This is a genomic window from Bradyrhizobium manausense (assembly GCF_001440035.1).
GTDB lineage: Bacteria > Pseudomonadota > Alphaproteobacteria > Rhizobiales > Xanthobacteraceae > Bradyrhizobium > Bradyrhizobium manausense.
Genome location: NZ_LJYG01000047.1, coordinates 42,649 through 58,423, shown reverse-complemented (window position 1 = coordinate 58,423; position 15,775 = coordinate 42,649). Strand labels below are relative to the sequence as shown.

Sequence of the window (15,775 nt, the reverse complement as noted above, 5' to 3'; positions counted from 1 at the left end):
GCCGCGGCTGCGGCTGCGATGCCGAGGAACTGGCGGCGATGCTGATCGATCATCTGTGTCATGGTCCTGGTTCCTTGTTAGTTGCTGATGTCGCTGTCGGACACGCATCCTGGCTCATGAGCGCCTCGTTGCAGCTACGCAACTGACTATCAGCGTGTTACGCGCGACGCCCGTTTGGACCTGTGAGAAGTTGTGAGGCACTCCATCAAAAGCCCGTCATTGCGAGGAGCTCTTGCGCCGAAGCAATCCAGAATCCCTCCGCGGAAAGACTCTGGATTGCTTCCAGCTTCGCTCTGCGGCTTCGGCGGACAAGTCGCGCGCCCGAAATGACGGTCGAGCCTTTTGCCCGGATTACGCTTTCCACCTTCGCTCTGCGCGCTACGACGGGGACAAGCCGCTCCATCCGGGCTCCAGCAGCCGGTAGCTACCCCGTCGGCGTGCCCTGCTTCCACTGGCCGCCGGCGATCTTGGCGGCGGCGATCACGGCCTGGGTGCGGCTCTCGACGCCGAGCTTTTGCAGGATGGCCGAGACATGCGCCTTGATGGTCGCCTCGGAGACGCCGAGCTCGTAGGCGATCTGCTTGTTCAGCAATCCCTCCGACAGCATCATCAGCACCCGCACCTGCTGCGGCGTCAGCGTCACCAGGCGGTCGCGCAGCTTGGTCATGTCGGGGTCGGCGGCGGCCGTCAGATCCGTGTCGGCGGGAACCCAGACGTCGCCTTCCATCACCTTGAGGATGGCATCGCGCAGCGTCTCGACGCCAAACCGCTTCGGGATGAAGCCGGAGGCGCCGAAATCGAGCGAGCGGCGGATCGTGGCGCTGTCGTCGGAGGCCGAGACGATCACGACGGGGATCGCCGGATATTGCGCGCGCAGATAGATCAGGCCGGAAAAGCCGGAGATGCCGGGCATCGAGAGGTCGAGCAGGACCAGGTCGACGTCCGAAGTCTGTTCCAGAAGCTTGGTCAGATCGTCGAACGATCCGGCCTCGTCGATCTTCGCGGTCGAGAGAACGCCCGCCACCGCCTGCCGCAGCGCATCACGGAACAGCGGATGGTCATCGGCAATGACGAGATGGGTGGAGGGAGCGTTCATCGATCTCTTGCTGTCGTTTATGTCAGCGCCAGTAATCCTGATAGGCACGATGGTCAATTCTTCCCCGCCCGGCCGTGGCATGCAAGAGCACATTATTCCTTTGCCGAAAGGGGGTTAATCCGCAACCCGCCCGCGACCGCGCGGCGCTATAAGTCACCACCGTCAGTTGCGCGTCAGTGCGGAAGGCCGAAAGTCGTATTGGGGCAGGTTTCACGCCGATGTTACCTTGGGGGCAAGACCTGGGTTGATCCGGCATGCCCGGACCGGGACGCGAGGAAACGAGATACGGGGAGCGCATTCACGATGTCCACACTAGCTGCAACGTCGGCTCGGTCGACCGGCATGACGAAGGATGAGCGGTTCGTCATCCTCGCATCGTCACTCGGCACCGTCTTCGAGTGGTACGACTTCTATCTCTACGGATCGCTGGCCGGCATCGTGGGCACGCAGTTCTTCACCATCGCCGGCGCCGACGGCAAGCCGATGTTCGATCAGGCGACGCGCGACATCTTCGCGCTGCTGGCCTTCGCGGCAGGCTTCCTGGTCCGTCCGTTCGGCGCAATCGTGTTCGGTCGGATCGGCGACATCGTCGGCCGCAAATACACCTTCCTCGTCACCATCCTCATCATGGGTCTGTCGACCTTCATCGTCGGCCTGCTGCCGGGTGCCGCGCAGATCGGCATCGCGGCGCCGATCCTGCTGATCGGCCTGCGCCTGCTGCAGGGCCTCGCGCTCGGTGGCGAGTATGGCGGCGCGGCGACCTATGTCGCCGAGCACGCGCCGCCCGGCAAGCGCGGCTATTACACCTCGTTCATCCAGACCACCGCGACGCTCGGCCTGTTCCTGTCGCTGCTGGTGATCCTGTTCACGCGCACCGCGACTGGCGAGCCGGGCTTTGCCGGCGCTCCGGGCGCCTATTGGGGCGGCTGGCGCATTCCATTCCTGGTTTCGGTGTTCCTGCTCGGCATCTCGGTCTGGATCCGTCTGCGCCTCAACGAGTCACCCGTGTTCCAGCGGATGAAGGAGGAAGGCAAGACTTCCAAGGCGCCGCTGACCGAAGCCTTCGCCAACTGGAGCAACGCCAAGATCGTGATCCTGGCGCTGGTCGGCCTGACCATGGGCCAGGCGGTGATCTGGTACACGGGCCAGTTCTACGCGCTGTTCTTCCTGCAATCGATCCTGAAGGTCGACGGCTACACCGCCAACCTGCTGATCGCCTGGTCGCTGCTGCTCGGCACCGGCTTCTTCCTGGTGTTCGGCGCGCTGTCCGACCGGATCGGCCGCAAGCCGATCATTCTGGCGGGCTGCCTGATCGGTGCACTGACCCTGTTCCCGATCTTCAAGATGATCTCGTCCAACGCCAACCCGGCGCTGGAGAAGGCCTATGAGACGGTCAAGGTGCAGGTGGTGGCGGATCCCGCAAGCTGCGGCGATCTGTTCAACCCGGTCGGCACCCGCGTCTTCACGGCGCCTTGCGACACGGCACGCGCCTTCCTCGCCCAATCGTCTGTGAAGTACTCCACGGTTCCGGGGCCGGCGGGCGCCGTGAAGATCGTCGTCAACGACAAGGAAGTGCCCTACACGGATGCCAAGACGTCGAACCCCGCGATCACCGCGGCAGTGCAGGCGGCGGGCTATCCGAAGCCGGGTGACGCGGGCATCGTCAAGATGTCGAATCCGTTCGACATCTTCCGTCCGCAAGTGTCGGCGACCATCGGCCTGCTGTTCATCCTCGTGATCTACGTCACCATGGTGTACGGCCCGATCGCGGCGATGCTGGTCGAATTGTTCCCGACCCGCATCCGCTACACCTCGATGTCGCTGCCTTATCACATTGGCAACGGCTGGTTCGGTGGCCTGTTGCCCGCATCCGCTTTCGCGATCACCGCAGCGAGCGGCGATATCTACGCGGGCTTGTGGTACCCGGTCATCTTCGCGGCTATCACGGCGGTGGTCGGCTTCTTCTTCGTCCCCGAGACGAAGGACGTCGACATCACCAAGACCTGATCGCGCGTCGCAAGACGCTGACACAACATCCGGCCGCGGAGCGATCCGCGGCCGGTTTGCTTTTCCGGGGCTATTGATTGCTGCCGATGAATTGCAGCACGATCTCGCGGCGATGCGGACGGCTGCGGTGCTCGACGAGATAGATCGCCTGCCAGGTGCCCAGCGCGAGCTTGCCGCCCAATACCGGCACCTGCAGCGAGGTCTGCGTCAACATCGTCTTGACGTGCGCGGGCATGTCGTCCGGCCCCTCGGTGTCGTGTGTCCACGGCACGCTTTCCGGCGCGAGCCGTGACAGTGCGGTGGTGAGATCGACCAGCACGGACGGATCGGCGTTCTCCTGGATGGTCAGCGACGCCGAGGTGTGGCGGATGAACAGCGTCAGCGCGCCGTCGCCTGCGTGGGCCTCGCGGACGAATTTTGCGGCCTCGCTGGTGAGATCGGTGAAGCCGCGGCCCTTTGTCGGCACGGTGAGCAGCAGCGATGAGACGATCGTGGTGGCTTGCACCGATGATGGCGTGGAGCGGGTGATGGATTTGGCCGATGTCATCGACGGTCTCTCAACGTGCAGGGTGCCGTAGGGTGGGCAAAGCGGAGCGTGCCCACGAATCGGTGCGACGATGTCCAGGTGGTGGGCACGGCACGATGCGCCTTTGGCCACCCTACGGCACCGCGTGGTATTTCAAATCTTCCCCGACACGTCCTTCTGCACGCGGTTGGCCATGTCGATCAGGCGGCGCCAGGCCCTTTCCAGGAACGACATCGCGCGGTCGAGGTCCTGGTCGCTCGGCAGCGGAATCTCGAGCTTGCGCTCGCCCTCGGCGACCTTTGGCTCGGCCTTTTGCAGCGGGTCGGATTTTGGCAGCGCTTCGTCGATCTTGCCGGAGACTGTGGGCCCGGCGGCGAGCTGCCCCTTGAGCTTCTCGACCTCGGCCTGAAGGCGGCCGATCTCGGCGTCGAGTGCAGAGCGCTCGTCGGGAACGGCGTAACAGGCCCAGCCAGCGCCATTCTTGCTGCAGGTCGAGACCGTGCCGGTGCGGGTGTCGAGCCGCAACACGCCCTCGGGGATCGGCGTCATGGTGTAGCGGCCATTTTCGCCGTCGGGCGCCGATTGCGCGGCAACCAGGCTGCCGCTGACAGCGGTCACCACGACGATGGCCGCCGCGCACCATGATGTTGTGGATGGTTTTGCAGGTCTCATCGTGCTCTCCGCCACGCCGCGCAGGTGGCACATCATCGAATTCTACACCCCGCCGGGCGACGGCGCATCGCCGGCGCGCGCGAATCCGCCGCCTAAACCGCGCCTTGTGGAATCAATGATGACGGCCATCCCTTTGATCCCGAGAGCGCGGCGAAATGTCGACCGCAGCGGCAGATCACGCGGCGAGCTGCTGCGGTGCGGCGTCACGCTGTGTGCGGCGCTCGCGCGCGGGTCGATATCTCCAGCAAAATCAAACATATAGCTGATCACGACGCGATCGTGACTTGGCTTGACTTGATTATGTGCGGTCAGTATGGTCCGCGCGGCTTTTGAGGGTGGCGGGCGTAATTTCCATTCAACCGCAGCGTTCGGGTCTTCGTGGCATGGCTCAAGACACGGGACACAGCGGGAATGGAGATCGCGATAGATCGCCCGAGGAAGCTGCGCTTTCCGAACGGCTCGGAAGTCTCGATCAGCGGTTGTCCGAATTTCGCGACCGCCACGTCAAGACCGAGCAACCCGCAGGTGACGGTGGAGACGGAGCGGCCAGAGCCTCGGCGATGGCGCTTGGTTTTCGGTTATCCTCCGAGTTGGTCGCCGGTGTCGCTGTCGGAGCGGGGATTGGCTGGGGTTTCGACCGCTTGCTGTCGACGTCGCCCTTCGGATTTATCGTGTTCCTGCTGCTGGGCTTCGTGGCCGGCGTGGTGAATGTGGTGAGGTCGGCGGGCGCAGGTCAGAACAGGCGTGGGGGTTCGTAAGGCCAATCCGCACACGGAGAGGAATTGTCGCGCCGGGATCCCCGGTGCGGGCCGGCCCGGCCGGCAGAAATCGAGACACGCCGGCCCGTCCGGCAGACCAAGAGATGCCGCGCCGATGAAAATCGATCCGATCCACCAGTTCAACATCGAGCCTCTCTTCACGATCGGCCATATCGGCCATCAGACGATCGCCTTCACCAATTCATCGCTCTACATGCTGGTGGCCGTCGTCATCATCTCGCTCCTGATGCTGGCCAGCGGCGCGCAGCTGGTTCCGGGGCGCCTGCAGTCGGTCGCCGAGATCTCCTACGAGTTCGTGGCCTCGACCATCCGCTCGACCGCCGGCGCGGAAGGCATGAAATTCTTCCCGCTGATCTTCTCGCTGTTCATGTTCATCTGCGTCTCGAACCTGGTCGGCATCATCCCCTACACCTTCACGGTCTCCAGCCACCTGATCGTCACCGTAGGCCTGGCGCTCCTGGTCTTCTTCACCGTGCTGATCTACGGCGTCGCCAAGAACGGCCTGAAATTCTTCTCGATTTTCGTTCCTCACGGCGTCCCCGGCTACATCCTGCCGCTGGTCATGTTCATCGAGATCCTGTCGTTCTTCCTGCGGCCGGTCTCGCACAGCATCCGTCTGTTCGCCAACATGCTGGCCGGCCACATCGCGCTGAAGGTGTTCGCGGGCTTCGTCGCCATGCTCGGCTTCTCGCTCGGCGCCATCGGCTGGGTCGGCGGCGTGCTGCCGCTGGCGCTCACCATCGCGCTGTACGCCCTCGAGATCCTGGTCGCGTTCCTGCAAGCCTATGTGTTTGCGATCCTGACCTGCATCTACCTCAACGACGCCATTCATCCGGGACACTGAGCGGTCCGGGGAATTTCCACCCACAACCCAATCTTTCTTCCAAGGAGTCTAAAATGGATCCGGCAGCAGCAAAACTTATCGGCGCGGGCATCGCGTGCATCGGCATGGGCGGTGCGGGCGTCGGCGTGGGCGTGATCTTCGGCAACTACCTCGCCGCAGCCGTCCGCAACCCGTCGGCCGCTCAGGGCCAGTTCGGCAACCTGATCTTCGGCTTCGCCGTGACCGAAGCGCTCGGCATCTTCTCGCTGCTGATCGCGCTGCTTCTGCTGTTCGTTTTCTAAAGAACGACTTCTTCCGCNAAGCGGCGCGTGACAGCAACAGGAGTACTCCATGGCCGAGAGTCATGGCGGGGCGAAAGCTCCGGCGACCGACGCCCACACCGAAGCCGATGGCGGTCATCACGGCGGCGGCTTTCCGCCGTTCGAGAGCAGCACCTTTGCTTCGCAGCTGGTGTCGCTCGCGATCTTCTTCGTCGTGCTTTACGTGATCGTGTCCAAGCTCGCGCTGCCGAAGGTCGGCGGGACGATCGAGGCGCGTCAGAACAAGATCGAGGGTGACCTCACTGAAGCGCAGGCGCTGAAGGATCAGTCCGAGGCGGCGCTGAAGGCCTATGAAAGCGAGCTCGCTGCGGCGCGCGCGCGGGCGCAGGCGATCGGCAACGAATCCCGCGACAAGGCGAATGCGCAGGCGGAAGCCGAGCGCAAGGCCCTGGAAGAGCAGCTGGCGGCCAAGCTCGCCGAGGCGGAGAAGACCATCGCCTCGACCCGCGCGACCGCCATGAGCAACGTCCGCAGCATCGCGGCCGATGCGGCAGGCACCATCGTGCAGCAGCTCACCGGCGTCGTTCCGGATGCGGCGTCGGTCAATGCCGCCGTTGATGCGTCCTTGAAGGGTTAGTCGATATGTTCTTCGATCCTGAAACCTGGGTCGCCGTCGCCTTCGTGATCCTGATGGTCGTGTTCGGCTATCTCGGGGTCTTCAAGTCGGCGATGTCGGCGCTCGACAAGCGCGCCGAGCGCATCAAGGCCGAGCTCGACGACGCAACGCGCCTGAAGCAGGAAGCCGCCAAGGTGCTGGCCGACTACAAGGCCCGCAGCGCCTCGGCCGAACGCGAGGCCGCCGACATCATCGCCAACGCCAGGAGCGAAGCCGAGCGCATCGCGACCGAGGCCAAGGCGAAGATGGAAGACTTCGTCGCCCGCCGCACCAAGACCGCGGAGAGCAAGATCGCGCTCGCCGAGGCCCAGGCGCTGGCCGATGTCCGCGCCGCAGCCGCGGAAGCCGCCGTGCAGGCCGCCTCCACGATCCTGTCGCAGTCGGTCAAGGGCCAGGTCGCCGACGATCTGCTCGCCAAGGGCATCACCGAGGTTCGCCAGAAGCTGAACTGAGGGGTTCATCCTCGGCCAATCAAAAAGCCGGCGCTGATCGCGCCGGCTTTTTTGTTGTCTGAAGGCTCTCTTGTCCCGGACGCGGCGCGGCATGCAATCCGCGGGTTCTGGGCCCCGGCTCTGCACCGCCCCGCTTACGCGCTGCCGTAGCGTGTCGCAGACGCGCGTAAACGCGCTGATGGCGTCCTGGACACGAGACCTCGAGCTACTTCCTCTTCCGCGCCTTCGGCTCGGGCGAGAGCGCCTGCGGGTCGAAGCCGACATAGAAGATGTAGGAATCGGCGACCGCAGGAGACGGCAGCGGGTAGGACAGGTCCTCGGCGACGAAGGTGAAGGGCACACTGGCGCCCTCGGTCATCTGGACCGTGGTGCGGTAGGCCTTCGAGGCGATCACCTTCTCGCCGACGCCGCCCTGGACCACGGCGACGCGCAAGGGGACTTCCACCGTCGCAGGCGCGCCGGCGGGGCCCGCGATGACGCGGCCCTGGATGCCGATATGCGCCGTGATTTCGCCGCCATTGCGGATGCATTCGCGTGCCATCTTGGAGATCGAGGCCTGGAAGCGCACGTCATTGCCGACCGCCGGCTTGCCGTTCGCACCGACGCCGTAGGTCGACGCTCCGGCACGCACCGTGACCTGCGGGCAATCATATTCGTCATCGGCCTGGGGCGCGCCTGGCGCGGGCGCCGGCTTGGGCTGGGCAGGCTCGTCGGATTTGCCGCCGAACAGGCTCTTGAAACGGTCGGTCAACGACTGCGCGGTAACAGGCGAGACCGCCGCCAGCGACACCGACAGCGCCAGCGCGATCACCGGACCCCGCCGCAGCGCCTTCCGCAATGACCGAAGCTCATTCATGAACGGCAGTACTCCATAACAACGTCCCGGCCGATCGGCCGGCTTGTGCGGGTTATATCGCCAAAATCGGCGATCAAAAGGCAGCAAAAAGTGGGTGATCTCGGCGCGCCCGGTGGCTCAGCTCAGCCGCGGAAATCCTCGTGCAACAGGCCGAACAGCAGATGGTCCTGCCAGACCCCGTTGATGCAGAGATAGCGGCGCGCCAGTCCCTCGCGGGAGAAGCCGCACTTCTCCAGCACCCGGATCGACGGCGCATTGGTGGGGATGCAGGCGGCCTCGACCCGGTGCAGATTGAGCTCGCCGAACAGCGTCGGCAGCAACACCCGCAGCGCTGCCGTCATGTAGCCGCGATGGGCGTGGGGCTGGCCGACCCAGTAGCCGATGGTGCCGGCCTGGACGATCCCGCGGCGGACATTGGCGAGCGTGATGCCGCCGACCATGGCGCCGTCGAGCTCGCGGAAGATCAGAAAGGGATAGGAGCGGTCCGCGGCGATATCCTCGGAATAGCGCCGCAGCCGGCGGCGAAAGCCGGAGCGGGTCAGATCGTCCGACGGCCAGATCGGCTCCCACGGCGTCAGATAATCCCGGCTGGTCTCGCGCAAATGCGCCCATTGCAGGAAGTCCGACATCTGCGGGGCGCGCAGCAACAATCCGTTGCCGCGCGGGGCGAGAGCGGCAGGTCCACTGGAGGGCAGGCGAAACAGGGCCATGTGATGCTTCCCGGGGCGGACCTTCCGCCAAAGCGGCTCCTCATGCAGCCGCGCCTTTTAGTGCAACCGAGCTTTGGCGCGCGCCCGGGTCAATCCTTCCGCAAAAGACACCGCCGTGTCCAGACCCCTGCCGCTGCCTAATGCGACGACGGCAGGGCGGCTGCGCGACAGCAGCGCCCGCGCCGCATCGCGGGTCGATTCGACGCTGACGGCATCGATCCGGGACACCAGTTCCTGCACCGTCTGCGGCCGGCCATAGGCCAGCACGTGCCGGGCGAGCTGCTCGGCGCGCGAGGAACAGCTCTCCAGCGCCATCAAGAGGCCCGCCTTCATCTGCGCCTTGGCGCGGGCGATCTCGGCCTCGGTCAGGGTCTCGACCGAATCATTCATGATGTCGACCACGACCTCCATCATTTCGGGCGCGTCGGCCGGATCGGTGCCGGTGTAGAGACCGAAGAAGCCGGTGTCGGTGTAGGGCGCGTGGAAGGTGTAGATGGAATAGCAGAGGCCACGCTTCTCGCGCACCTCCTGGAACAGCCGCGACGACATCCCGCCGCCGAGGATGTTGGTGAAGACCTGGAGCGAGAACAGCGACAGATCGGTCTGCGGCACGCCCTCCAGCGCCAGCGTCAGATGCGCCTGCTCGAGCTCGCGATGCACGACCTTGGTGCCGCCCTTGCCGAATTGGGCAGGCTGGGGCTTCGGCCCCGGCGTCGCATCAAAGCTCGCAAAGCGCTTCTCGGCCTCGGCGACCACCTGCTTGTGATCGACGGCGCCGGCCGCCGCCACCACCATGTCGGGGCCGCGATAATGCGTCGAGAGGTAATTGCGCAGCGAGTCGCGATTGAAGCTCTTCAGCGTCTTGGCGGTACCGAGCAGCGAGCGGCCCATCGGCTGGTCGGGATAGCAGAGCTCGTTGAGATGCTCGAACACGACGTCATCAGGGGTATCCTGCGCCGCACCGATCTCCTGCACGATGACGTTCTTCTCGCGCTCGAGTTCGTCGGGCTCGAAGGCGGGATTGGCAAGGATGTCGGCGAGCACGTCGAGCGCCAGCGGCACGTCGGCCTTCATCACCCGGGCATAATAGGACGTGGTCTCGGTCGAGGTGCCGGCGTTGAGGTCGCCGCCGACCGCCTCGATCTCCTCGACGATCTCGCGCGAGGAGCGTCCCGTGGTGCCCTTGAAGGCCATATGTTCCAGGAGATGGGAGATGCCGTGCTCGTTCGGCTTCTCGTCGCGGCCGCCGACCCCGGCCCAGACCCCGAGCGCGGCGGTCTCCAGATGCGGCATGTTGTCGGTGACGACAGTCAGGCCGGACGCAAGCTTGGTGATCTCGACGCTCATCCGGCAACTCCCTGTTTTGCGGCGCGGCTGACCGACAGCACGAACCGCTCCACCTCGGCCTGATCGTTCTTCATCACCTTCATCTGTTCGGACTTGGTCATGAGACCGTCGAGCCAGGCCGGCAGAAGCGGTCGCTGGCCACAGGCCGCCTCGACCGCATCAGGGAATTTGGCGGGATGCGCGGTCGAGAGCACGATGTTGGGGACGGTCGTGTCGGTGGTGTCGCGATCGGCAACCGCAAGCGCCACCGCGGTGTGGGGATCGACCAGCTCGCCGGCCTCGCGCCAGGCGGCGCGGATCGCAGCCGCGGTCTCGGTCTCGTCGGCGCGGCCGGCGTCGAATTCTTCGCGGATCGCGGCGAGCGTGGCATCGGGTAGGACGAAACGGCCCGATTGCTTCAGCTGCTCCATCAGCCGGCGCACACTGCTCGCATCGCGCTTGCTCGCCTCGAACAGCAGCCGCTCGAAATTCGAGGAGATCTGGATGTCCATCGACGGCGAGGCCGTGGCGTGCACCTCCCGCACCTCGTAGATGCCGGTCTTGAGCGTGCGGGCAAGGATGTCGTTGACGTTGGCGGCGATGCGCAGCGTGCGCACCGGAAGGCCCATGCGCTTGGCGACATAGCCGGCAAAAATATCGCCGAAATTACCGGTCGGCACGATGAAGTCCACCGCGCGCGCCGGAGCGCCGGCGGCAACCGCTGACGTGAAGTAGTAGACCACCTGGGCGACGATGCGTGCCCAGTTGATGGAATTGACGCCGGACAGCGAGGTCGCGTCGCGGAAGCGATGGTTGTTGAACATCCCCTTCACCAGCGCCTGGCAATCGTCGAAATGCCCTTCGATGGCGAGCGCGTGGACATTGGCCGCGCCCGTCGTCGTCATCATGCGCTGCTGCACCTCGGAGATGCGCTGGTGCGGAAACAGCACGATGAGGTCGACATTCTCCAGGCCTGCGAAGGCTTCGACCGCGGCGCCGCCGGTGTCGCCCGAGGTTGCCACCACGATGGTGGTGCGCTGGCCGCGCTTGGCGAGCACATGATCCATCAGCCGCGAGATCAGCTGCATCGCCACGTCCTTGAACGCGAGCGTCGGACCGTGAAACAGCTCCAGCACGAATTGATGCGGCGACATCTGCCGCAACGGCACCACGGCCGGATGACGGAAGGTGGCATAGGCCTCGTTCGCCATGCGGCCGAGCTCGGCGTCGGAAATCTCCCCGCCGACGAACGGACGGATCACGTCGACCGCGACCTCCCAATAGGGCCGGCCAAAGAAGCCGGCGATGGTCTCGGCTGGCAGAAGCGGCCAGGTCACCGGCACGTACAGGCCGCCGTCGCGGGCGAGCCCCGTCAGCATCACGTCGCAGAAGCCAAGCTCAGGGGCCTCGCCCCGGGTCGAGATATAACGAGTCAAACTGCCCTCCAAAGGCTGGCGCGGTCCGAGTCCGGGCCTTAAGCCTTTGATTTCACGATGGTCCTAGTTCCAAGCCAGGGGCTTTGCGGCACCATAGAGTGTTTTGGGGGGCCGCACCATGCCCAACGAAAAAGGGCTGCGGCGAGGCCGCAGCCCTTCCCTTGGAAGGTCTGTCGTTGATGTGTGCAGACCCGGTTTCGTCGCTGGGGCGCCTGCCCCGAAAATCGCTGGTTCGAGCTATCGTTTCCTGTCACGAAATCGTCAAGGAGAAAACGGCGCGCGGCGCCAAATGTTCCGGTTTTTCCCGGTAGGCCCCGGCGTAGTGGGCGCGAACGTCGCCGGGCGCGCGGCATCATTGCCTCAGCCCCTGACGGGTGAGTTCATCCCGATTTCCACCGCGATCCGGATCAGGTCGGAATGGTTCTTGGCCCCCAGCTTCTGCTTGAGCAGGGAGGTGGTGTTGGCGACGGTCTTGTAGGAGATACCGAGCGCCTCGGCGACTTCAACGATCTTGTGGCCGCGCCCGAGCAGGCGGAGAATTTCGAGCTCCCGTGGCGTCATCTGCGAGGCCGGATTCGCCTTGATCGCGGCGCCCGAGAAGGTTACCGCCTCCGCAAGCTGCGGCGAGATGAAATTGTCGCCGGCGACCACCTTGCGCACGGCCTTGAGCAGGATCCGGGGATCGTCGCCCTTGGAGACATAGCCCTGCGCCCCGAGCTCCACCGCGCGCACCACGAAGGCCGGATCTTCATTCATGCTGAACATGATGATCTTGGCGCCCGGATCGTCCTTGCGGATCCGGCGCATCAGCTCGAAGCCCGAGACGTCTGGCAGGCTGATGTCGATGACCGTGACGTCCGGCCGCTTGCTGATATAGGCCTTGTGTCCGGATTTGGCGTCGTTCGCTTCGTCGATCCGAATCGAATGATCGGAGGCAAACAGGGTGCGACAACCGGACAGCACAACGGGGTGGTCGTCGACGATGAGGACCCGGGTCGCCAGCTTGGTTGTATCTTGCATTCGTACTCTCGTGTTTCGGCAAGTCATAGACCGGCGGGAACAAATGGAAAGAGAGAATCCCGCCAATGCGCGTTAGAATTGTCCTAATGTGGCAACGACTTCCATTCAGGACCCAGTTATTCCTTCCACTCGGCGTGAGCTTCGTCGCCGCGCTGGTCATGGGCGGCGTGCTGCTCCAGACCTTCTCGGCCGGCCAGCTGGCCGACGAGAACGAGCCTGGTCGACGCTCGGCTCAGACCATCGCGGTCGCACTCAACAGCGCCCTGAGCGCGTCAGACAATCCGAGCAAGATGCTCGACGCATTTGTCAAATCTTTGGGCACCTCCTCCGATATCCAATTCCATCCAGCGGAGGCGGGTCCCGCGCCTTCCGTCCGGGACGGCCTGCACGGCGCGCATGGCGTCCCGCAATGGTTCGTGGACCTGATCGCCATCCCGGATATCGATGCAGCATCGCCTGTGATGATCGACGGCAGGCGCGTTGGCGACCTCGTGTTCAGGCCCGACCTCTCGGCCGACCTGTTCGAGAAATGGGTCGGTTTTTTGGCCCTGATGGGCCTCGTCGCGGTGCTGATGGCGTTGACCGGCGCGATCGCCTATCTGTTCGCAAGATCGACGCTGCAACCGCTGCAAGATCTCGGCGCAGGCCTGACGCGCATACAACGCGGCGATTATGCGACGCCGATCCCGGTCGCGGGGCCGCCGGAAATCCGGCAGAGCTGCAAGGAAGCCAATGCCCTCGCCGCAACGCTCGCGCAATTGAGCCAGCACAATCGCGACCTGTTGCATCGCCTGGTGTCGCTCCAGGATGATGAGCGGCACGATCTCGCCCGCGAGCTGCATGACGAGCTTGGCCCGTTGCTGTTCAGCATCCGTGCCGGCACGATCGCATTGAGCGAAGCCTCGCCGCAGACGGGACATCTCGGCAACTCCGTGCAGGAGGTGATGCGGTCCATCGAGGCGCTCCAGCAGACCAATCGCCGCATCCTCGACCGGTTGCGGCCACTCTACATCGAGGAACTGGGGCTCGAGGCCAGCGTGCAGACGCTGCTGCGCAATTTTCGCGCGCAGGCACCGCATATCGGCCTCACCGCAACGATCGATCCTGATCTCAACGGGATCAGAGGGCCGTTGGCCCAGACCGTCTATCGTGTGATCCAGGAGGCGTTGACCAATGTGCTGCGCCACGCCGGAGCGAGGAATGCCCATGTGGAGGCGGCGACGTCAGGCGATGCGCTCACCATCGAAGTCTCCGATGACGGCGGCGGCTTTCCCGCCGACAATGTCTTCGGCCGCGGCCTGACCGGCATGCACGAGCGCGTGCGCGCGCTCAGCGGCTCGCTGTCATTGCTGCGTGCGGACCAACGCACCTATGTGCGCTGCCGCCTTCCCCGCGGGGAGATCAGGGGTCGAGCCGAGGTAGATTAACACGCACAGCAATCGTGCGAACCCTGCTGCGCCGGTTCGCACAGCGTGCTGTGGATCTTGCCTTCCGCGCTGAAGCGAAACGAGGCGCGGATGCGCAGCGCACCCGCAACGGAATATTCGAGATCGATGCCGCTCTGTGCCGGGTGGATTTCCTCCAGGCCGAAACCCGCCGAGGAAAAGGCGCTGAGCTTCGGTCCCCAATAGGTTTCGAGTTCGCCCCGGCCGCGATAAATCTGCGTGCCGTTGCACGTGCATTCAAGCTTGGCGTCGTCGGCATAGAGGTCGAGTAGCATCGCGAGGTCGCCCTTGCGGCAGGCATCCACCCAATCAATGACAAGTCCCATCTGATCGAAATCGCTCAACGCCAGCAATCCTGTTTGCCGCGGAAAAAACCTGAAGGCGGATTAGGACCACCCTCGTGAATAAGCGCTGAATAATATAGACCGGACGATACCGGGTTCCCACCGGGAACCTACGGGCTCGCGCCGCCCTGGCGCCGTCCTCTCACCCACACGGCAAAGGCGATGAGCACGGCGCCGGCGAGCGTGAACCAGGTGATGGCGTATTGGAGATGATCGTCCTTCAGATGCACATCGAGCGGCCCCGGACGCGGGATGCCGTTCGCAGGCACCGGCTGCTCCAGATCGATATAGAACGGCGCAACCGCACCCCAATGAAGCGCACTTGCGATTGCCCGATGATCGCGCACGAACCAGAGCCGCCTGTCGCGGTTCTCCGCCGGCGTCAGCCAGCCTGGCGCCTCCGGAAAGCGCAGATAGCCGGTGAGCGACAGCGGCTCGCCCGTGACGAGCTTGTGCACCGCGCGATCCTCGACGCCGCGGTCCTGCATCGTGTTCTCGACGAAGCCCGCATCGATCACCACGATCTCGCCGCTCGGAAGTCGCGCCGGCAGGAAGGCCCAGGTGCCGGGCGTGGAGGCATCCCTGCGCACCGCGGAGCCGGAGGAATAGACCATGGCATCCGGCAGGGGCGCATAGGTCGCGGTGAAGCTGACGCGGCGAAACTCATCGCGCGCAGGCGTCAGCGCGGGCCATTGCTCCGAAGGCGGCAGCGCAATGGGTGCTGCCGCGAGGCGCTCGGTGAGCGCTGCGATCAGCTCGTGCTTGGCGGAACGGCGCTGCAATTGCCAGATTCCGAGCGCGACGAAAGCCGCGGTCAGCAAAAGTGTGAACAGCATGAAGCCGGCGACGCCGGGCTTGCGGGACGTCTCGTTCATTTCGCGCGGTCGATCAACCGGCCGGGTGCTGCCTTGTGATGGAATTGCAGCGCGATCAGAAGCGACTTCATCGAGCGCAGCGGCAGGAGCGTGGTGGCGAGGATCAGCGGCAGCCACAGCACCGCATGCAGCCAGAATGGCGGCTGATACTTGACCTCGACGACGAGCGCGCAGCCGACCACGATCGCTCCGGCCAGCATGATGATGAAGATCGCCGGACCATCGCCGGCATCGATGAAGGCGTAGTCGAGGCCGCAACGGCTGCAGGAAGGCGCCAGCGTCAGGAAGCCCGCATAGAGCTTGCCCTCACCGCAGCGCGGGCATTTGCAGGCGAGCCCGCGCAGCGCGCTTTGCAGGACGGTGGGCTGGGCCTCCGGGGTGTCGGCAGTGTCGTTCATCACACGCAAGCCTATCACAATTTCGGCCCAAACTCCGGCCGCTGGACAACGAA

Annotated in this window: 19 protein-coding genes; 7 read left to right on the top strand and 12 right to left on the bottom strand. The window is 64.7% G+C overall.

Annotation, left to right across the window (positions count from 1 at the left end; translation table 11 throughout):
- Positions 1-424: 424 nt before the first annotated feature.
- The gene (locus AOQ71_RS11490; RefSeq protein ID WP_057746103.1) at positions 425-1,096 is read right to left on the bottom strand and encodes a response regulator; all 672 of its coding nucleotides are present in this window, start codon (positions 1,094-1,096) and stop codon (positions 425-427) included.
- A 303-nt stretch (positions 1,097-1,399) separates the two neighbouring features.
- Here AOQ71_RS11490 and AOQ71_RS11485 point away from each other — a divergent pair, with 303 nt between their 5' ends.
- A complete protein-coding gene (locus AOQ71_RS11485; RefSeq protein WP_057746100.1) occupies positions 1,400-3,103 on the top strand; it encodes an MFS transporter in 1,704 nt (567 codons plus the stop codon).
- 70 nt (positions 3,104-3,173) lie between these two features.
- On the opposite strand, the gene AOQ71_RS11480 is transcribed toward AOQ71_RS11485, so the two are convergent.
- From AOQ71_RS11480 to AOQ71_RS45915, 3 genes are all read right to left on the bottom strand, one after another.
- A complete protein-coding gene (locus AOQ71_RS11480; protein ID WP_057746097.1) occupies positions 3,174-3,650 on the bottom strand; it encodes a secondary thiamine-phosphate synthase enzyme YjbQ in 477 nt (158 codons plus the stop codon).
- A 132-nt stretch (positions 3,651-3,782) separates the two neighbouring features.
- The gene (locus tag AOQ71_RS11475) at positions 3,783-4,301 is read right to left on the bottom strand and encodes a hypothetical protein (protein ID WP_057746814.1); all 519 of its coding nucleotides are present in this window, start codon (positions 4,299-4,301) and stop codon (positions 3,783-3,785) included.
- A 42-nt stretch (positions 4,302-4,343) separates the two neighbouring features.
- Positions 4,344-4,571 carry a hypothetical protein gene (locus AOQ71_RS45915; protein WP_057746095.1) on the bottom strand — a complete coding sequence of 76 codons (228 nt, stop codon included), beginning with the start codon at positions 4,569-4,571 and terminating at the stop codon, positions 4,344-4,346.
- A gap of 113 nt (positions 4,572-4,684) precedes the next feature.
- Between AOQ71_RS45915 and AOQ71_RS45015 the strand changes: the two genes are divergently transcribed.
- The 5 genes from AOQ71_RS45015 to AOQ71_RS11445 all read left to right on the top strand — a co-directional run bounded on the left by AOQ71_RS45015 (position 4,685) and on the right by AOQ71_RS11445 (position 7,312).
- A complete protein-coding gene (locus tag AOQ71_RS45015) occupies positions 4,685-5,059 on the top strand; it encodes an AtpZ/AtpI family protein (protein WP_057746092.1) in 375 nt (124 codons plus the stop codon).
- Positions 5,060-5,174: 115 nt separating this feature from the next.
- Positions 5,175-5,924, top strand: coding sequence for a F0F1 ATP synthase subunit A (locus AOQ71_RS11460; RefSeq protein WP_057746088.1), 750 nt, complete (start codon positions 5,175-5,177; stop codon positions 5,922-5,924).
- A 53-nt stretch (positions 5,925-5,977) separates the two neighbouring features.
- Entirely contained in the window at positions 5,978-6,205 is a 228-nt protein-coding gene (locus AOQ71_RS11455; RefSeq protein ID WP_018643436.1) for a F0F1 ATP synthase subunit C, read from the top strand.
- A 49-nt stretch (positions 6,206-6,254) separates the two neighbouring features.
- Entirely contained in the window at positions 6,255-6,821 is a 567-nt protein-coding gene (locus AOQ71_RS11450) for a F0F1 ATP synthase subunit B (RefSeq protein WP_057746086.1), read from the top strand.
- Between the two features lie 5 nt (positions 6,822-6,826).
- The gene (locus AOQ71_RS11445; protein ID WP_057746083.1) at positions 6,827-7,312 is read left to right on the top strand and encodes a F0F1 ATP synthase subunit B family protein; all 486 of its coding nucleotides are present in this window, start codon (positions 6,827-6,829) and stop codon (positions 7,310-7,312) included.
- A gap of 205 nt (positions 7,313-7,517) precedes the next feature.
- Here the strand turns inward: AOQ71_RS11445 and AOQ71_RS11440 are convergent, their stop codons facing one another.
- From AOQ71_RS11440 to AOQ71_RS11420, 5 genes are all read right to left on the bottom strand, one after another.
- Positions 7,518-8,168 (bottom strand): hypothetical protein, encoded by a 651-nt coding sequence (locus AOQ71_RS11440; protein WP_057746080.1) that lies wholly within the window; start codon positions 8,166-8,168, stop codon positions 7,518-7,520.
- 122 nt (positions 8,169-8,290) lie between these two features.
- The gene (locus tag AOQ71_RS11435; protein ID WP_018316343.1) at positions 8,291-8,878 is read right to left on the bottom strand and encodes a GNAT family N-acetyltransferase; all 588 of its coding nucleotides are present in this window, start codon (positions 8,876-8,878) and stop codon (positions 8,291-8,293) included.
- Positions 8,879-8,935: 57 nt separating this feature from the next.
- Complete coding sequence (locus AOQ71_RS11430; RefSeq protein WP_057746075.1) at positions 8,936-10,225, bottom strand: M16 family metallopeptidase; 1,290 nt, start codon at positions 10,223-10,225, stop codon at positions 8,936-8,938.
- Positions 10,222-11,640 (bottom strand): threonine synthase, encoded by a 1,419-nt coding sequence (gene thrC, locus AOQ71_RS11425; RefSeq protein WP_057746072.1) that lies wholly within the window; start codon positions 11,638-11,640, stop codon positions 10,222-10,224. Before thrC ends, AOQ71_RS11430 begins: the two co-directional genes overlap by 4 nt.
- A 360-nt stretch (positions 11,641-12,000) precedes the next feature.
- The gene (locus tag AOQ71_RS11420; protein ID WP_057746069.1) at positions 12,001-12,660 is read right to left on the bottom strand and encodes a response regulator transcription factor; all 660 of its coding nucleotides are present in this window, start codon (positions 12,658-12,660) and stop codon (positions 12,001-12,003) included.
- 86 nt (positions 12,661-12,746) lie between these two features.
- Between AOQ71_RS11420 and AOQ71_RS11415 the strand changes: the two genes are divergently transcribed.
- The gene (locus AOQ71_RS11415; RefSeq protein ID WP_057746066.1) at positions 12,747-14,087 is read left to right on the top strand and encodes a histidine kinase; all 1,341 of its coding nucleotides are present in this window, start codon (positions 12,747-12,749) and stop codon (positions 14,085-14,087) included.
- On the opposite strand, the gene AOQ71_RS11410 is transcribed toward AOQ71_RS11415, so the two are convergent.
- The 3 genes from AOQ71_RS11410 to AOQ71_RS11400 all read right to left on the bottom strand — a co-directional run bounded on the left by AOQ71_RS11410 (position 14,084) and on the right by AOQ71_RS11400 (position 15,722).
- Positions 14,084-14,449 (bottom strand): nuclear transport factor 2 family protein, encoded by a 366-nt coding sequence (locus tag AOQ71_RS11410; protein WP_057746063.1) that lies wholly within the window; start codon positions 14,447-14,449, stop codon positions 14,084-14,086. The genes AOQ71_RS11415 and AOQ71_RS11410 overlap by 4 nt on opposite strands.
- Before the next feature lie 110 nt (positions 14,450-14,559).
- A complete protein-coding gene (locus AOQ71_RS11405) occupies positions 14,560-15,324 on the bottom strand; it encodes an SURF1 family protein (protein WP_057746060.1) in 765 nt (254 codons plus the stop codon).
- A complete protein-coding gene (locus AOQ71_RS11400; protein WP_057746057.1) occupies positions 15,321-15,722 on the bottom strand; it encodes a DUF983 domain-containing protein in 402 nt (133 codons plus the stop codon). The genes AOQ71_RS11405 and AOQ71_RS11400 overlap by 4 nt, the downstream gene beginning before the upstream one ends.
- Between the last annotated feature and the right edge of the window lie 53 nt (positions 15,723-15,775).